This is a genomic window from Moraxella sp. CTOTU46711 (genome assembly GCF_031975715.1).
Classification (GTDB): domain Bacteria; phylum Pseudomonadota; class Gammaproteobacteria; order Pseudomonadales; family Moraxellaceae; genus Faucicola.
In genome coordinates this window covers 95,077-110,122 of sequence record NZ_DALYMP010000005.1, presented here as the reverse complement: position 1 = coordinate 110,122, position 15,046 = coordinate 95,077, and the positions used below count along the sequence as shown (strand labels likewise).

The 15,046-nt window shown below is 40.7% G+C and carries 17 protein-coding genes; 11 read left to right on the top strand and 6 right to left on the bottom strand.

All coding sequences use genetic code 11. The features are described from left to right. Positions 1 to 19: 19 nt before the first annotated feature. Positions 20 to 769, top strand: a complete 750-nt coding sequence (locus tag RTJ53_RS08335; protein WP_128682228.1) for a replication initiation protein — start codon at positions 20 to 22, stop codon at positions 767 to 769. A 655-nt stretch (positions 770 to 1,424) separates the two neighbouring features. On the opposite strand, the gene RTJ53_RS08330 is transcribed toward RTJ53_RS08335, so the two are convergent. Further along, on the bottom strand, positions 1,425 to 1,667 hold the full coding sequence (locus RTJ53_RS08330) for a GSKIP domain-containing protein (protein ID WP_128682226.1): 243 nt from the start codon (positions 1,665 to 1,667) through the stop codon (positions 1,425 to 1,427). A gap of 223 nt (positions 1,668 to 1,890) precedes the next feature. Between RTJ53_RS08330 and RTJ53_RS08325 the strand changes: the two genes are divergently transcribed. Next, positions 1,891 to 2,313 (top strand): SprT-like domain-containing protein, encoded by a 423-nt coding sequence (locus RTJ53_RS08325; RefSeq protein ID WP_128682224.1) that lies wholly within the window; start codon positions 1,891 to 1,893, stop codon positions 2,311 to 2,313. 28 nt (positions 2,314 to 2,341) lie between these two features. On the opposite strand, the gene RTJ53_RS08320 is transcribed toward RTJ53_RS08325, so the two are convergent. Next, positions 2,342 to 3,504 (bottom strand): IS3 family transposase gene (locus tag RTJ53_RS08320; RefSeq protein ID WP_312276588.1). Its coding sequence is split into 2 segments (ribosomal slippage): positions 2,342 to 3,231 and positions 3,231 to 3,504, totalling 1,164 coding nucleotides; the frame shifts between segments, so codons are not numbered across the junction. A gap of 63 nt (positions 3,505 to 3,567) precedes the next feature. Between RTJ53_RS08320 and RTJ53_RS08315 the strand changes: the two genes are divergently transcribed. From RTJ53_RS08315 to RTJ53_RS08295, 5 genes are all read left to right on the top strand, one after another. Next, on the top strand, positions 3,568 to 4,200 hold the full coding sequence (locus RTJ53_RS08315; protein WP_128682222.1) for a hypothetical protein: 633 nt from the start codon (positions 3,568 to 3,570) through the stop codon (positions 4,198 to 4,200). A gap of 80 nt (positions 4,201 to 4,280) precedes the next feature. Beyond that, a protein-coding gene (locus RTJ53_RS08310) for an IS5-like element IS1301 family transposase (protein ID WP_115304630.1) occupies positions 4,281 to 5,032 on the top strand; the annotation gives its coding sequence in 2 pieces (ribosomal slippage) (positions 4,281 to 4,482 and positions 4,482 to 5,032; 753 coding nt in all). Positions 5,033 to 5,545: 513 nt separating this feature from the next. After that, positions 5,546 to 6,112, top strand: a complete 567-nt coding sequence (locus tag RTJ53_RS08305; RefSeq protein WP_128681839.1) for a plasmid replication DNA-binding protein — start codon at positions 5,546 to 5,548, stop codon at positions 6,110 to 6,112. Positions 6,113 to 6,240: 128 nt separating this feature from the next. Continuing rightward, a complete protein-coding gene (locus RTJ53_RS08300) occupies positions 6,241 to 6,588 on the top strand; it encodes a type II toxin-antitoxin system RelE/ParE family toxin (RefSeq protein ID WP_110817442.1) in 348 nt (115 codons plus the stop codon). 1 nt (position 6,589) lies between these two features. After that, positions 6,590 to 6,892, top strand: a complete 303-nt coding sequence (locus tag RTJ53_RS08295) for a helix-turn-helix domain-containing protein (RefSeq protein WP_011954794.1) — start codon at positions 6,590 to 6,592, stop codon at positions 6,890 to 6,892. A 14-nt stretch (positions 6,893 to 6,906) separates the two neighbouring features. Here the strand turns inward: RTJ53_RS08295 and RTJ53_RS08290 are convergent, their stop codons facing one another. From RTJ53_RS08290 to RTJ53_RS08280, 3 genes are all read right to left on the bottom strand, one after another. Further along, on the bottom strand, positions 6,907 to 7,539 hold the full coding sequence (locus RTJ53_RS08290; protein WP_128681841.1) for a recombinase family protein: 633 nt from the start codon (positions 7,537 to 7,539) through the stop codon (positions 6,907 to 6,909). Between the two features lie 161 nt (positions 7,540 to 7,700). Then, entirely contained in the window at positions 7,701 to 8,093 is a 393-nt protein-coding gene (gene cueR, locus RTJ53_RS08285; RefSeq protein ID WP_007394853.1) for a Cu(I)-responsive transcriptional regulator, read from the bottom strand. Between the two features lie 65 nt (positions 8,094 to 8,158). Continuing rightward, positions 8,159 to 10,636: a heavy metal translocating P-type ATPase gene (locus tag RTJ53_RS08280; RefSeq protein WP_312276587.1), complete on the bottom strand. Its 2,478-nt coding sequence runs from the start codon at positions 10,634 to 10,636 to the stop codon at positions 8,159 to 8,161. A 151-nt stretch (positions 10,637 to 10,787) separates the two neighbouring features. Between RTJ53_RS08280 and RTJ53_RS08275 the strand changes: the two genes are divergently transcribed. Then, positions 10,788 to 10,982 (top strand): heavy-metal-associated domain-containing protein, encoded by a 195-nt coding sequence (locus RTJ53_RS08275; protein WP_025646094.1) that lies wholly within the window; start codon positions 10,788 to 10,790, stop codon positions 10,980 to 10,982. A 147-nt stretch (positions 10,983 to 11,129) separates the two neighbouring features. On the opposite strand, the gene RTJ53_RS08270 is transcribed toward RTJ53_RS08275, so the two are convergent. Beyond that, entirely contained in the window at positions 11,130 to 12,056 is a 927-nt protein-coding gene (locus RTJ53_RS08270; RefSeq protein WP_312276586.1) for a GlxA family transcriptional regulator, read from the bottom strand. 160 nt (positions 12,057 to 12,216) lie between these two features. On the opposite strand from RTJ53_RS08270, the gene RTJ53_RS08265 reads away from it, so the two are divergent. The 3 genes from RTJ53_RS08265 (at position 12,217) to RTJ53_RS08255 (ending at position 14,920) form a co-directional block, all read left to right on the top strand. Next, positions 12,217 to 12,765: a cysteine hydrolase family protein gene (locus RTJ53_RS08265; protein WP_025646090.1), complete on the top strand. Its 549-nt coding sequence runs from the start codon at positions 12,217 to 12,219 to the stop codon at positions 12,763 to 12,765. 79 nt (positions 12,766 to 12,844) lie between these two features. Then, a complete protein-coding gene (locus RTJ53_RS08260; RefSeq protein WP_312276585.1) occupies positions 12,845 to 13,759 on the top strand; it encodes an MBL fold metallo-hydrolase in 915 nt (304 codons plus the stop codon). Positions 13,760 to 13,852: 93 nt separating this feature from the next. After that, on the top strand, positions 13,853 to 14,920 hold the full coding sequence (locus tag RTJ53_RS08255) for an LLM class flavin-dependent oxidoreductase (protein WP_312276584.1): 1,068 nt from the start codon (positions 13,853 to 13,855) through the stop codon (positions 14,918 to 14,920). Positions 14,921 to 15,046 lie beyond the last annotated feature (126 nt).

The window sequence follows — 15,046 nt, the reverse complement described above, 5'->3', positions numbered from 1 at the left end:
AAGATTATGAGGTTAAAAATTGAAAAAAACCATTACTCCCCCCGAGCAACATACGGCACTTTTTGCTTTACGCAACAATTTGTCATTAAGTGACCAGCGAATTTTTTTGTATTTATTAAAATCTGCGTTTAGGCATAACAAAGGCTTAACGTCTGCTAAAAAAGATATTTTAGAGCTTTATGCAACATTTGAATTAGGACAAAGGCTCAATAAGGAAACTGGTAATTTTTGTAGTCCATGTAAAACCTTTGCTGAAAAAAAAGATGAGCATCTACTATATTGGAATAGCAAACCAGAGGAATTATCACAAAGCCAGGTCGACTATAAAGGAAAAATTTTCAACTACTTACAATATAAAAATGGGTACATATCGTATCAGTTAAATTCTGACATTGTTCCTCTATTACAAGCTGTTTTAAGCAAGTTTGAAAAATTCAGCTATAGTGTTTCTTCATTGGCAGAAGCAAAATCGAAATATACGCTGCGTTTACAAGAAATGCTTTTATTGGGCCGTGGGTCGGGGCATAGAAATATTTATACAGTCGGACAATTAAGGGCGGTTCTGCTTGCAGATAATCCCAACACGTACAAGCAAAACAAAACTGAGTTTTTGCGGCATTGTATTGCCCCAGCGATGAAAGAAATCAGCGAAATTAGTGGGGAAAATTTTTCTTATACCCTACTTGAAGATAAGAAACTCCAATTTAGCAAACAAAGTTTGAATTTCTTGAAGCTGCAAGAAAATGACTTAACAGATGATGATTTTTGACCTCATACTTTCACGCGAGCAAAATAGCAATGAATATCAGCTTAATATGGCACATGACATGATAAAGATATTAACGGAAGTAAAAACAATCCCCCTTGGTTTAGCAAGGGGAGAAAGTCAAAATACATTATTATATTAGTATGCCTGTTAAAGCTTTAAGGCATCCCCTTTATCTATCGCTCTGATTAACAAATAATCTTTGAACACCATATAGAAAATGGTACTAGAGTAGAAATATAGAAAAATTATAACCAACACGCCCACCACATAGAAACTATAGGTGTCCTGTGGTAAGTGATAAGTAATATCTACCCTTTCTCGTTGCAGCCAATAAATTGATAAAAAGGGTATGAATAACAATGAGCTATGAATGAGTAAAAATAAAGACAAATGTTTGTATTTGCGAATAAATTTTTTCAAATTTCCTATAGATAGAACAGACATATATTGACTCCAGTTGATCTGAGTTAAGTTACAATTATAAAACAATAAATTATATTTTATGATAGAATTGTAATAAATCACCAAAAATTAGACTTAAAAGCATTCTCTTTACTATTTTCTCTTACTAGAATACCTACCTTTAAAATGAAAGCTGGGCTTCCAACTTTCATTGTTAATTAATCTTTGATTTAGTGATTTTTACCCGACTGGTTTATAAAAAGTTTTTTTGCTGTCTTTCAGCTTTAGCTTCGTTTAAACAGTCGTGAATACTCTTGTCAATGTTGTAGCTGGTTTCAGAAAATGAAACACAATAAGCACGGTCAATTTGATTGGTGACATGACTTACTATGTTATTGTTGGTATTGGTGGTTTGAAAATTTACTGTACTAATAATTGATACACCAAAACTAATAGCCAGTACAGCAGATACAACTTTAGACGCTTGTTTTTTCATAATGTTTACTCCAGTTAATTTGAGTTACAGTATTTCCCTACTGCTTGATCAGTATATTGTTAAACAGTTAGAAATCTAACAAATGTCAGTTATGTTGAAATTCGATTCATCCTTATCAAATAAACAATCTACTATTTTCTTTTATGTAAAATTGACTGCATCTACCTTGTTCTTGTAAATTTTGTTAAATTGTATAGTACATTACAAAATAAGGTGATTTGAGTTGAAACCCACTTTAGATTTTTATACTTATCTTCAAACTGCTTTTGATTTTTTTAATGAGAGATTATTTAACAATAAGCTCAGTCCAGTGATGTTCACCATTACTCGAAAAAAGAGGGTATGTGGTTACTTTCGTAATAATGCTTGGGTAGCAGAAAATGGTGATGAGGCACATGAGATTGCTGTGAACCCAGCCTACTTTATCACTGCATCACCGCTTGAAATTTATCAAACGCTATGTCATGAAATGTGTCATCAGGCTATGTTTGAGTTTGGAAAGCCCTCAAGAGGCGGCTATCACAATCTTGAATGGGCAAATATGATGATTGATATTGGATTAATGCCAGTAGCAAAAGATGGCGGTATTACAGGTCAATCCGTGGGTGATAAGCCTATTCCTGGCGGTAAATTTGAACAATGTTAAGGTACTCCCCAATGTCCAGACCAAATAATCACAAAACTAAGATAGAATTGGGTTGATAAAGCATAAGATTATCCGAACTATTGTTTAAATAAACCTGTGCAGGGGTATGGTACTCAAGCGACTGATGCAACCGCTCATAATTGTAAAACTCGAAGTAGTCTTTCAAACCAGCTCTAGCTTGATTAACCGTATCAAACTGGCGTAAATACACGCACTCGTATTTTACTGACCGCCAAAGCCTTTCCACAAAGACATTGTCCAACGCCCTGCCACGACCGTCCATGCTCACAGCAATGCCCAAATCAATCAGCGGCGTGGTAAATCTTGGACTGGTAAACTGCGAACCTTGATCCGTATTAAAAATCTCACAGCGTAACCCATTGTGCAGTAGTTTACCCACCGTATCAATGCAGAAATCTGCCTCAAGCGTGGTAGATAGCGACCAGTCTAAAACATAACGGCTATACCAATCAATCACCGCCATCAAATACACAAAGCCCTTAGACAGGCGAATGTAAGTGATATCGGTACTCCACACTTGGTTACATCGTGTAATGGGTACATTTCTAAGCAAATACGGGTAAACTTGATGCTCAGGATTGGGCTTACTCGTGTTAGGATGCTGATAGATGGCGTCTAATCCCATTTGCCGTAGTAATCGCCTAACTCGCTTTTGCCCTACTGGATGACCCAATTGCTTAAAGTGAGCAGTCATACGCTTTACCCCGTAAAATGGGGTTTTGGTATATTGTTCGTCAAGCAGGTTCATCAAGGTGATATCAAACTTACTGATGGGCTTTGGCTGATAGTACAGACTTGAGCGGTTGATACCCAGTAGTTCGCATTGCTTACGAGTACTGAAATCCTTATTGTCAGGCTCTAGCAGTTGTTTACGAGCATTTAGGGTAGCTGTGAGGACTTTTTTTTAAGCCAGTCTCTCTCGCTAATGACTTGCCCCAGTTGCCGATGCAGTTCATCGATGATGGCTTGCTGGGCTTGTTCGTTGTCGTGCTGTTTGGTGTTAAAGGCACTGGGTATAGCAGCCAAGGCTTGCTTTTTCCAGTTGCTGATTTGGGTTGCGTGAACACCATATTCTGCGGTCAGCTCATTGATAGTCTTTTGCTCTTTAATTGCTTCAACAGCAACTTTGCTTTTAAATTCAGCATTATGACGCTTACGAACTTTTGTCATTAGATAGACCTCTTTGCTTAAGGGCTATTCTATCTTATTTGCTATGATTTTTTGGTCTAGTTTTTGGGGAGTATTATATGTTGTATAGAGTTTTTCTTAGCTGGTTATAAGCTGGCCTTAGTCGATAAACAATATAATTCAAACATCACCCTTAATCGTTTGAATTCCGCTATTGAGGAGCGTATCCATAATGCTAGTAGTCTAGCAATAAAGATAGATACCACACCTGAAAAAGATATTTTGTTTAATACTATTAATAATGATAGTGATAATGCGTCTTTTGAGAATCCTGTAATCGGCGATAGCTTTAGTGACTTTGATGATTATAATGATTATGAATATTACCCATCAGAAGTAGCTTTGACTGCCAGTATTGGTCTAAACAATGTCAGAACCTCTACATTTAACATGTCACAGGAATTTGTTGACGATGATTTTGACGATTACGAAGATTTTGATGATGATAATTTCAATAGCAATAACGAAGTTAATCATGAATTAGATGCCTACGATGCTATTACCCACCCGATTAATGAATTTTTTGATATTTCTTCCATTAAAGACAGGCCAGACTCACCTATAAAAACTTGCTATCAATGCCCTAGCTGCAAATTTAAACTATGGGGCCGTAAAAATTTAAAAGTTGGTTGCTTAACTTGCGGTAGCGAGCTTAATGTTATTAAAGAAGGAACCTAGGGCGTGTCCCTAATTTGAATAAGCCCAAAAGAGCCCTATTTTAACCCTATATTCCAACAAAATATAGGCAAACACAAACAATGGCGAGAACCGCAATAACTGACAACATATGGGAACAATTACAAACAACCATGAAAGCGCACGGCTGTCATCAATGGAAGAACGACCGTACTGTTATGGAAGCCATACTATGGAAGCTAAGAACAGGTGCACCATGGCGAGACATACCTATTGAGCTAGGGTCATGGAAAACCGCTTATAACCGCTTTAACCGATGGTCTAAAAAAGGCTTGTGGCAGAATTTTTTTTTGATCTACGAAAAGAAATTGACAAAGAATGGGTATTCATCGACGGAAGTTATGTACGGTGTCATCAACATGCAAGTGGAGCTCGGCGTGGTTTCGATAGAGCAATTGGACAAAGCCGTGGCGGAAACACGACAAAAATACACCTATGTGTGGACTCGCATGGAAATCCGCTCGATTTTAAAGTCACTGGGGGTAACGTGCATGACAGTCAAGTTGCAAACGACTTGATAGAAGTCATACAAGAAGCTCAATATTTTATCGCTGACAAAGGGTATGACTCGCAAGAAATCAGAGATAAAGCGATAGAACACGGTATGAAAGCTATTATACCAAAGCGTAAAAATGCCAAGCAACCTAACCCTGATTTTGATAGCTACCTTTATAAATTACGCCACTTAGTCGAGAATGCATTTGCACGATTAAAGCAGTTTCGTAGTATTGCTACTCGCTATGAGAAATTAGCTCGTAATTTTAAATCGATGCTTTACTTGGCTTGCTCTATTATTCATGCTAAGTTAAATTGAGGACACGCCCTAGCAACTAGTATTAATTTTAAAATATAAAAACAATAAAATCATACCTTAAGTATCGCTCCTAACCGCATTTTTTAAAATGCGGTTTTTTTGTATGTCAATTTCTTATAAAACTAATGCCTAACCCTATTAATAAAATAGTAAGGATAGCTATGAATAGCATCCTGATCTGAACCAGTTGTATCTTTTCTGAAATCTTTATAGCATCTTTAGTATTCTTAAATTTTTTAAGTTTGGTCGTTTGTTTTTTCTGGCGCATATTTTTATCCCTTTATAATTTTACTTCATATCTTATGGGATATGAGCTATTCCATTTTTAGTTTAGGCTAAACCTAAATTTATGCCCCTTTATTAGAGGCTATAACAAAGTATAAGGATGTTAATTGAGCCTTTCTTAGGTAGTTTTAGTATATGGCTTTCGGTGAAATTGGACAACCATCTAGAACAACTATGATACTGTACTAGGTATACATCAGAGGACATCATTGAACAAAGAGAGGCTATGTGAACATATCAGTATCAGAAGCATCAAAAAGATGGGGTGTATCAAGGACCACAATCTACAAAAAGATAGATGATGGCGAGCTTTCAAGAAATTCAGACAAGAAAATCGATACTACTGAAATGTTACGGGAGTTTGGGAATCCACCAAGCACTGAACGTACTGAACAAAATGAAAATAATGTCCAATGGACGTCAGTGAACAGTGAAGCTGAACAGGAAAACGTTCAGCTAAAACATCAACTGGAGATGGAAAAACTAAAAAATGTCTACCTGCTGCAGCAGGTGGATCATCACAAGCAGTTGGTTGAAAATTATCAAAAGCAAATTGACCAGTTAAGTAAGAGCTTGGACAAAGCGAATGCTAGTATTCAGGACTTTGCACAAACTAAGCTATTAGAGATGAAAGGTAGCTTATCAGGATCGAGCATCTCTCAAGACGAAAACAACTCCAAGGACAATCAGGGAGACAGTGAAATAGTAAGTTCTGAGTCAAATTCAAAACCTGCTACTAATCAAGAAGCTATCAACACTAAGGGCAAGAAAAGATGGTGGAGCTTGTCTTTGTAAATGCTCTCATGGATAGTTAGGTTTTAACGAGCAAAACCTTTACTTGTTAAAGAGTAGCTAAGTATCACAGTTGTCATGAGCATTTATTAGGAGTAGTATATAGACTATAATCTATATTATGGTTTTATATGTGGACTGTCATCACAACCGATCTATTCAATGATTGGCTTTATCAGCAAGATCAATCGACACAAGAGAAGGTGCTTGCCGCTTTAGTGGTTTTACAGCAGCAAGGCCCAAGCCTAGGGCGCCCTTTAGTGGACACTGTATATGACTCAAAATTTACCAACATGAAAGAGCTTCGGGTCCAGCATCGAGGTAAACCACTGAGAGCCTTTTTCGCATTTGATCCGAAAAGGCAAGCGATTGTACTTTGTATCGGTGATAAGGGTAATAACAAGCGCTTTTATAAAGAAATGCTAGCCACAGCCGATCAGCAGTATGAGTGTCACCTTAAAACCTTGGGGGATTTATAACATGACTAAGACATTACAAGAGCTATTAGCAGAGCGCTCTTTAGACAGCCAGGCGCGTATTCAGCAACTGGCCGAGCAGCTATTTTTGGAAAACCAACTCTACCGCATCCGAGAGGAGCTTGAAATCTCTCAAAAAGAACTTGCTCAAACTTTGGGTATTAAGCAGCCTTCACTATCTGCTATAGAAAACCGTGGCAATGACCTTAAAATCTCAACCATGAAAAAATATGTTGAAGCCATGGGTGGTAAGCTTCGTATTGATGTGGAGCTGCCAACGGGGAAGCATATTGGCTTTACTGTATAAATATATTCGTCAGGTTACATAGAGGAAGATATTGGTTTTGATGCCTTTGAAACATCAGCAATCAATTGTCTTGAACACTTCACAGTCTGTTGAATATCAGAGTAGCTGTGGCCTGATTTTAGAAGACTGGCAATAATTTTACGCTTTTCCATGTCCTTCCTCCGCCCTTTATATTTACCTTGAGCTTTAGCGCGTGCAATACCTTGCATTTGACGGTTACGTCTATCCTCATAATCCTTTCTAGCTATAGCCGCTAACATATCCAGCAGCATGTCATTTATGGCGCGTAGTACACTGTCCATAAACTCCGAGCCATTACCTTGTTGCAATGCCATATATGACGTTGGAAGCTCTTTAGACACTACAGAAAGACGTTTGGCTGATAGTTTTCTCTTTAAGGTATCCCAATCAGTTTGATTTAAACGTGCCAAACGGTCTATCTGTTCAACTAAGATCACATCGCCCTCAGAAGCATCATCAATGAGCTGCATGAGTTGTGGACGTTCTAGCATCGCTCCTGACTCGTTCTCAGTATAGAATGCTGCAATTTTATGGCCATGCTCTCTAGCAAAAGCAATAAGTTCATCTTTAGCACGATTGGCGTCTTGCTCTTTGGTTGAGGCACGAAGGTAGGCTCTAATAAACATAAACACCCAAAATAGTCTGTTATAAGTGGTTCTATTATACCAGTCTATTTTAGGTGGTCTATTAATATTTTATAAGGCGTTTTTAGGTGGTTCCGCTAGGGTATACGTTTTTCAGACTGATATATAGATAAGGAAATAGATAAGATCAAATGCAATTTATTTTATTCACCCTGTTCAAGATCTTCTAATATGGCGCACTCTGCGTTTTCATTACCTGAGCAATGATCAGCAGAAATCTGTAATAAGCTCACCATATCTTGCAACTGAGCTATTTTTCGGTTTAAAGTTTCTATATGTGTCAGTGTTAATTTTTTAACATCAGCACTCTGCCGATCTGTATTTTTCCACAAATTAAGCAATTCTTTCATCTGTTTGGAGGAAAAACCTAAATCACGAGCCTGTCTTAAAAAGCATAAGTTTTTTATATCTTGATTAGAGTAGATTCGATAACCTGAATTCGAGCGTTTGGCGGTATCAAGCAAACCGATTTGTTCATAATAGCGAATCATTTTGGGAGAGATTCCTGATCGCTCTGACGCTTGACCGATATTCATAACTTTCCTCCTGATATAAAAAGGGTTAAAGCCAAACGGCTACTTTAACCCTATCTTAATATAATCTATGCTTTAATCGCTGGCACCTGAAAGTACTTTAAACGTAAGGCATTACCTAGCACAAAAACAGAGGATAGCGCCATTGCTCCTGCGGCAAAAATGGGTGACAGCAAAATACCAAATGCTGGATATAAAACCCCTGCGGCAATTGGAATCAGGGCAATGTTATAGAAAAATGCCCAAAATAGATTCTGTCGAATATTTTTGATAGTCGCCTTACTTAAAGTAATCGCATTAGGGACGCCTTGTAGACTACCTGACATCAACACCACGTCTGCTGCTTCAATTGCCACATCTGTCCCTGTCCCAATTGCCAGACCGACATCCGCTTGAGCAAGAGCAGGGGCATCATTAATCCCATCACCAACAAAAGCCACTCGTCCATACTGTTGTTGCAGCTGACGTAGTGCATCTACTTTTCCATCAGGCAACACTTCTGCGACCACTTGATCAATATGTAATTTTGCTGCAATTGCTTGGGCGGTATGCCGATTGTCGCCTGTAATCATTGCCACTTTTAAGCCCAGTTGATGTAAACCTGCAATAGCAGTATAAGTGGTATCTTTAATAGGGTCTGCAACGGCAATAATGGCTGCTAGCTTTTGGTCAATCGCGACATAAAGTGGGGTTTTACCTTCTTGTCCTAAGCGTGCAGCCTCATTTTCAAAAGGTGTAACATCAAGCTCTAATTGCTTCATATAACGATCAGCACCAATATGAATGGTTTGACCTGTCACTTCCGCTTTAATCCCTAGTCCGGTCACAGAGTCAAAGGCGGTAATCGGTAATAAGCTGATATTTTGTTGTTCTGCGGCTTGAACAATGGCTACGGCAATGGGATGTTCAGACTTTGCTTCAACCGATGCCACAATACGCAAGACTTGCTCATGTTGAAACCCTTGTTGGACATGAAAATCCGTTAAGGTTGGTTTACCTTCGGTCAAGGTGCCGGTTTTATCGACCGCAATGACTTTAACTTCCTGTAAAGCTTGTAACGCTTCACCTTTACGGAATAAGACGCCCATTTCTGCACCGCGACCTGTACCAACCATAATGGAGGTAGGGGTTGCCAATCCCATTGCACAGGGACAAGCAATGATTAAGACAGCAACGGCATTAACGAGACTAAACGTCAAAGCAGGCTCAGGACCAAGAACAAACCACACAGCAAAAGTCAGAGCTGCTAAGAACATGACCATGGGAACAAACCACATAGTGACTTTATCAACCAATGCCTGAATCGGTAATTTAGATCCTTGAGCCTGTTCAACCATGCGAATGATTTGCGCCAATACCGAAGAGTCGCCAATGGCCGTTGCCCGAAAATTCAATGTTCCATTCTGATTGACCGTCCCTCCTACCACTTGATCACCCACTTGTTTTTTAACAGGAACGGGTTCACCCGTAATCATGGATTCATCAATATAGCTTTGACCTTCAACCACTTCACCATCAACAGGAACACGCTCACCGGGACGAATCTCAACGATCGTTTCTGTGGTTACTTCTACAATCGGTACTTCATTCACTTGCCCATTATGGTGAACACGCGCTGTTTTTGCCTGCATACCCACTAGATGTTGAATGGCTTGAGAGGTACGTCCTTTGGCTTTTGCCTCAAAATAACGCCCTAATAAAATTAAGCTTACAATCACAGCGGCCGCTTCGTAATAAACATTCACAGTGCCCTCGGGTAGAACTTGTGGAATAAATGTTGCGACTAGCGAAAAACTATAAGCCGCCAGTGTTCCAACCGCGACCAATGAATTCATATCCGGTGCAAAACGCCATAATGCCGGAATACCTTTTTGATAAAAACGTCGCCCTGGAAAGATAAGAACCAGCGTCGTCAAAACAAATTGAATCAACCAGCTTTGTTGCGTGCCGATATTGTCCACGACCCACATATGAAAAGCTGGAATCATATGTGACCCCATTTCTAGAATAAAAACCGGAACGGCCAAAATCAAAGAGATGATTAAATCTCGTTTCAGCTGCTGCTGTTCCGTGGCTTTCTTGTCCTGTTGGTCACTTTGATCCTGCTCAACCAGCTTCGCATGGTATCCCGCTTTTTTAACGGCCTGAATCAGATCGCTACTCTGTACCTGAGTGTTGCCTTGTACCCATGCTCGTTCAGACGCAAGGTTGACGTTTGCTTGTTGTACACCCTCAACTTTTTTTAATGCTTTTTCTACCCGACCAACGCAAGAAGCACAGGTCATACCTTCGATTGAAAGCTCAATCGGCTGAGATGCCACAATCTTATAACCGGCTCGTTCTACGGCTTTGGTTACTGCGATAAGGTCTAAAGGTTGAGATGAGGAAATCATGGCTTTTTCAGTCGCAAGATTCACCTCAGCATTTTCAACACCTTCAACTTTTTTTAATGCTTTTTCTACTCGTCCCACACATGAAGCACAAGTCATACCCTCAATGGGCAATGTCTCACTATAAAGATAAGACTTACTATTTTCTGAATTCATAACAGCCTCTATCATGTTCAATCTATTATCAACAGCATATAGGTTGACATCATGGTAAGGTCAAGTATATTTTTTCAAAAATGTGTTTGACCTTACCATTATGACAAGGCTTAAGCTTAGTGATGAAATAAAACTTATTTGGAGAAAGGGTATGAAACTATTGATTGCAAATATGAACTGTGGCGGTTGTGCCCGTGGTGTGACAGCAGCTATTCAGAATATCGACTCAAAGGCCAAGGTTAAGATTGATTTAGCAGCCAAAGTGGTCAGTATCGAAACCATCGCCAGTATTGAGCAGATGACAGCTGCTTTAGCAAAAGGCGGTTTCCCTGCACAAGCGCAATGAATGAGCCTTATAAACGCGCAGCCTATCTGTTTGACAGAAAGGACGATGGGCTGAATCACATCTGAAAATATTGACCAGTTGGAGAAAAGCTGGAATGAGCAACTGCATCTTATTGATGCGCTTTAAAAAAGTAATCGCCTGAGTACATTACTCTTTATCCAGAGTAAATCTGCGCCGATACTCACTTGGTGTCAAACCAACAACACGCTTAAATATTTTACGAAACGCACTGACATCACTATAACCCACCTTCCACGCTATTTGCTCAACAGGCATTAAAGAGAACTGTAGAAAGTCTTTTGCACTACCAATGCGTAATCGCTGACAGTATTCTGTTGATGTCATGCCCGTCGCCTTATGGAAACGGCGCAGAAAAGTGCGCTCCTCTAACTGCGCACAACTGGCTAGGGTGGATAAATCAATAACCCGTGCTTCTGTTTTTTGTAGCCAATGCTGCACCTTTAGTATGGCCGCGTCACCATGGGTGAGGTTGGGTGAGAACGCACTGTAATAGCATTGTTCACGCCTTGAGGGGTCAATTAACAATGCACGAGCGGTCTCATTCATCACTTGTGAGCCAAGAAAGCGATCTACCATTCTAAGTCCTAAATCTGTCCAAGCCATCGCGCCACCAGCGGTCACAATATCGCCGTCTTCGATAATAATGCGATCCACATCAAGATCCACATCAGAAAAGCGCTGCTTAAAATCCTCTGCATAACCCCAATGCGTAGTCGCCTTGCGCTTAGATAGTAGTCCTGTTTCGCCCAACAAAAAAGCACCGGCGCAAACAGATGACATTATCACACCTCCTGAATGATGCTCTTTTAGCCATTCAAGCCAAGGTGCTGCTGCTTGCTTTGCAATTGGCGTCTCTAACGTGGGTGGAATGATGACGGCTTTTAATTTTCCTACACTATCGGGATTGCTCGAAAAAGTGCAGGTAGGCTGCTGCTCAGAACCCGTAATCTCCGAGTGACTGACCTGTAAAGGCAGATCGGTTGTATCTTGACGTTCGGCAGCGATTTTACTGGCCACCATCAGTAAATCAGTCAGCCCAAGGATGGCCGCCATTTGTGCTTTCTCATAGACAATTAAGCCTATTTCAATAGCATATTTTTGATTCATATGTCGTTATTAACCTCTTATGTGTCGATGTAGCCACTCGTTAGTGTAGCATAGAGCTTGTAAAATAGACGCCTATACAGTCACTTTGATAAAAAAAGGAATCATCATGAGCACAAAAGCACTTATCGTTGTAGATATTCAAAATGAGTATTTTCCGCAAGGTAAATTATCACTCGTAGGTATCAATGAAGCCGCTGATAATGCAGCTTTGGTGATTGAGTCTGCTAGAGAAAAAGGCCATACCGTCATTCATATCCGCCATGAAATGCCCTCTATTGATGCGCCGATATTTACGCCTAATACCGATGGTGTAGAGATCCATGAGAAGGTAAAACCGATAGAGGGTGAAGTCGTCGTTGTGAAGCATTATGCCAATTCATTCCGTGAGACGACTCTGAAAGAGCTGTTAGATAAAGAAGGCATTAAAGAGGTGACCGTAATTGGCGCCATGAGCCACATGTGTATTGATGCAACCGTTCGCGCGGCAGTGGACTTTGGTTATACCACGACCACGATTCATGATGCTTGTGCCACGCTTGATCTTGAATTTAATGGCACGACCGTACCCGCAGCTCAGGTTCATGCCACTATTATGGCAGCCATTGAGTTTATGTATGGCGAAGTGATTGATACCCAAACCTGGATTGCACGTTAATACTGAGTGTTTAACCAAACCCTCATTAAGTCGTAAAACAGACTCATCAACAAGAATCTCATTAACAAGGTATCAAATTATGAATATAGCGAAATCGCTCACCAGTACCACGCTGTTAAGTGGCGTGATGTTGTTAACCGCATGTACCACCTTTGCCACTCCAGCGGCTAATCCTAACGCTGACAAACAGACGGCGACCAATACCGTTCAATTTCAGCAAATCCGTAATGCCACGATTAAGCTTGATTATGCAGGTACTACTTTTTTAGTGGATCCTATGCTAGCGGCTAAAAACGCTTATCCAGGGTTTGAAGGCACAGTAAATAGCCAAATACGCTATCCAATGGTCGATTTGCCTATATCCGTTGAAGAGGTGCTTAAGGCGGATGCTATTATTTTGACCCATTTACATGCTGATCATTGGGATGATGCTGCACGTAACTTAGTGCCTCGTGACATGCCAATTTTTACCCAAGATGAAGCCGATGCAGCAATCGTACGTAAAGATGGCTTTACCGATGTCAGAGTATTGACAAAGCAAGGTGTGGTGTTTAAAGGCACTAAAATCAATAAAACCATCGGACAGCATGGCACTGATGCGATGTATAAAGTTCCAGCGCTTGCTCAGTTACTTGGCAAAACGATGGGAATTGTGTTCCAAAAGCCAAACTATAAGACGGTCTATGTAGTAGGAGATACCATTTGGGATAAGGGAGTAGAAGATGCACTTACTCGCTACAAGCCTGATGCGGTTATCTTGAATACAGGCTATGCACAGCTGACTACCTTTGTCGATGATTCTATCATCATGGGTAAAGACGATGTATATCGTGCGTATAAATTCTCTCCTAATGCTCAGATCGTGAGCGTACATATGGATACGGTTAATCATGCCACACTCACGAAGGCAGAGCTGCGCCGTTTTATCGAAGAAAAACACTTAGACAAACAGCGTGCGCTTGTTCCTAATGATGGTCAAACCTATAAATTCTAGTTCTTTAGAAGTCAATTTTTAGAAGCTTCCCTGTGTGGCAATGCTCAAAGTGTGTTGCCACATATAATAAACACTGCATAACTGAGACAGTTTATGAATATGCCAAATAATTCTGGCAACGCACCTTTCGTTCTCTCGGTACTCGACAATGCCTTCACCGGCGTTGGCCACACAGTAGAGAACACCTTTCAAGAGATGATTGCGCTTGCGAAACTGGCAGATAAAAGGGGCTTTCAGCGGTTTTGGATGTCTGAACATCATGCCATGCCTGGCGCCGCGGTTCCTTCGCCACAGATGATGGTGGCTCGGCTTACTGGTGAAACCGAGCGCATTAGGCTTGGTGCAGGCGGTATCATGCTACCGAATCATGTGCCTCTGGTGGTCGCTGAGCAATTTGGTATGCTTGATGCGCTGGCGCCAGGACGGATTGATCTGGGTTTGGGAAGGGCACCAGGTACGGATGGCGCAACGGCGTCAGCTTTGCGTCGTCATCAGGCAGCGAATGATGAGTTTCCTCAGCAAGTCGCAGAATTGTTGGGCTTTTTAGAAAACAGCTTTCCAAAAGACCATCCTTATAGTGAAGTTCATGCTGTGCCAGGCCCATGGCAGGCCGAGCAAAACCGAGTACCCCCATCGAAGACTACTGCTGATGTTTGGATCTTAGGGTCATCGACTTATTCAGCGCATCTGGCAGCACAGCTTGGCAGACCTTATGCGTTCGCATTACAGTTTGGCAGTGCTGATGTCTTAAATGCCATGCGGATTTACCGAGAGAATTTCCGTCCATCAAAAATCCTAGCCAAGCCATACAGTTTGGTCAGTATTGGTGCGATTGCAGATGAAGACCCTGTAGAGGCACGTCGCCAGTCAAGTTCTACTGCTATGGCAATGTTAAGAATGTTCCAACGTAAACCTTTTGCCCTACTGCCACCTGATGAAGTGGCGGCTTTTCAAGGTAATGCACAAGAGCATCAGATTATTGACAAATATACTGATCAAACCCTTCATGGTACTGCTGCCGAGGTAGCAAAAGGTTTGGAGGATATTCAGGAAAAGACAGGGGTTGACGAGGTAATGCTGGTTGTTCAGGGCTATTCGCGCCCCGCCCAATATCGCACTGTTGAACTAATCGCAGATCACTATAGTATGCCAAGTCACTAGATCTTGTTAAGATTAGCGATATTAAAAGGTTAGCAAAGAGCTTAATGCCTAACCATTAGGCTTGTTGTTAGGTATGCCAGCAGTAATCCTTATTCCTATAACAGCGCTTATGGTAAATAAAAATAA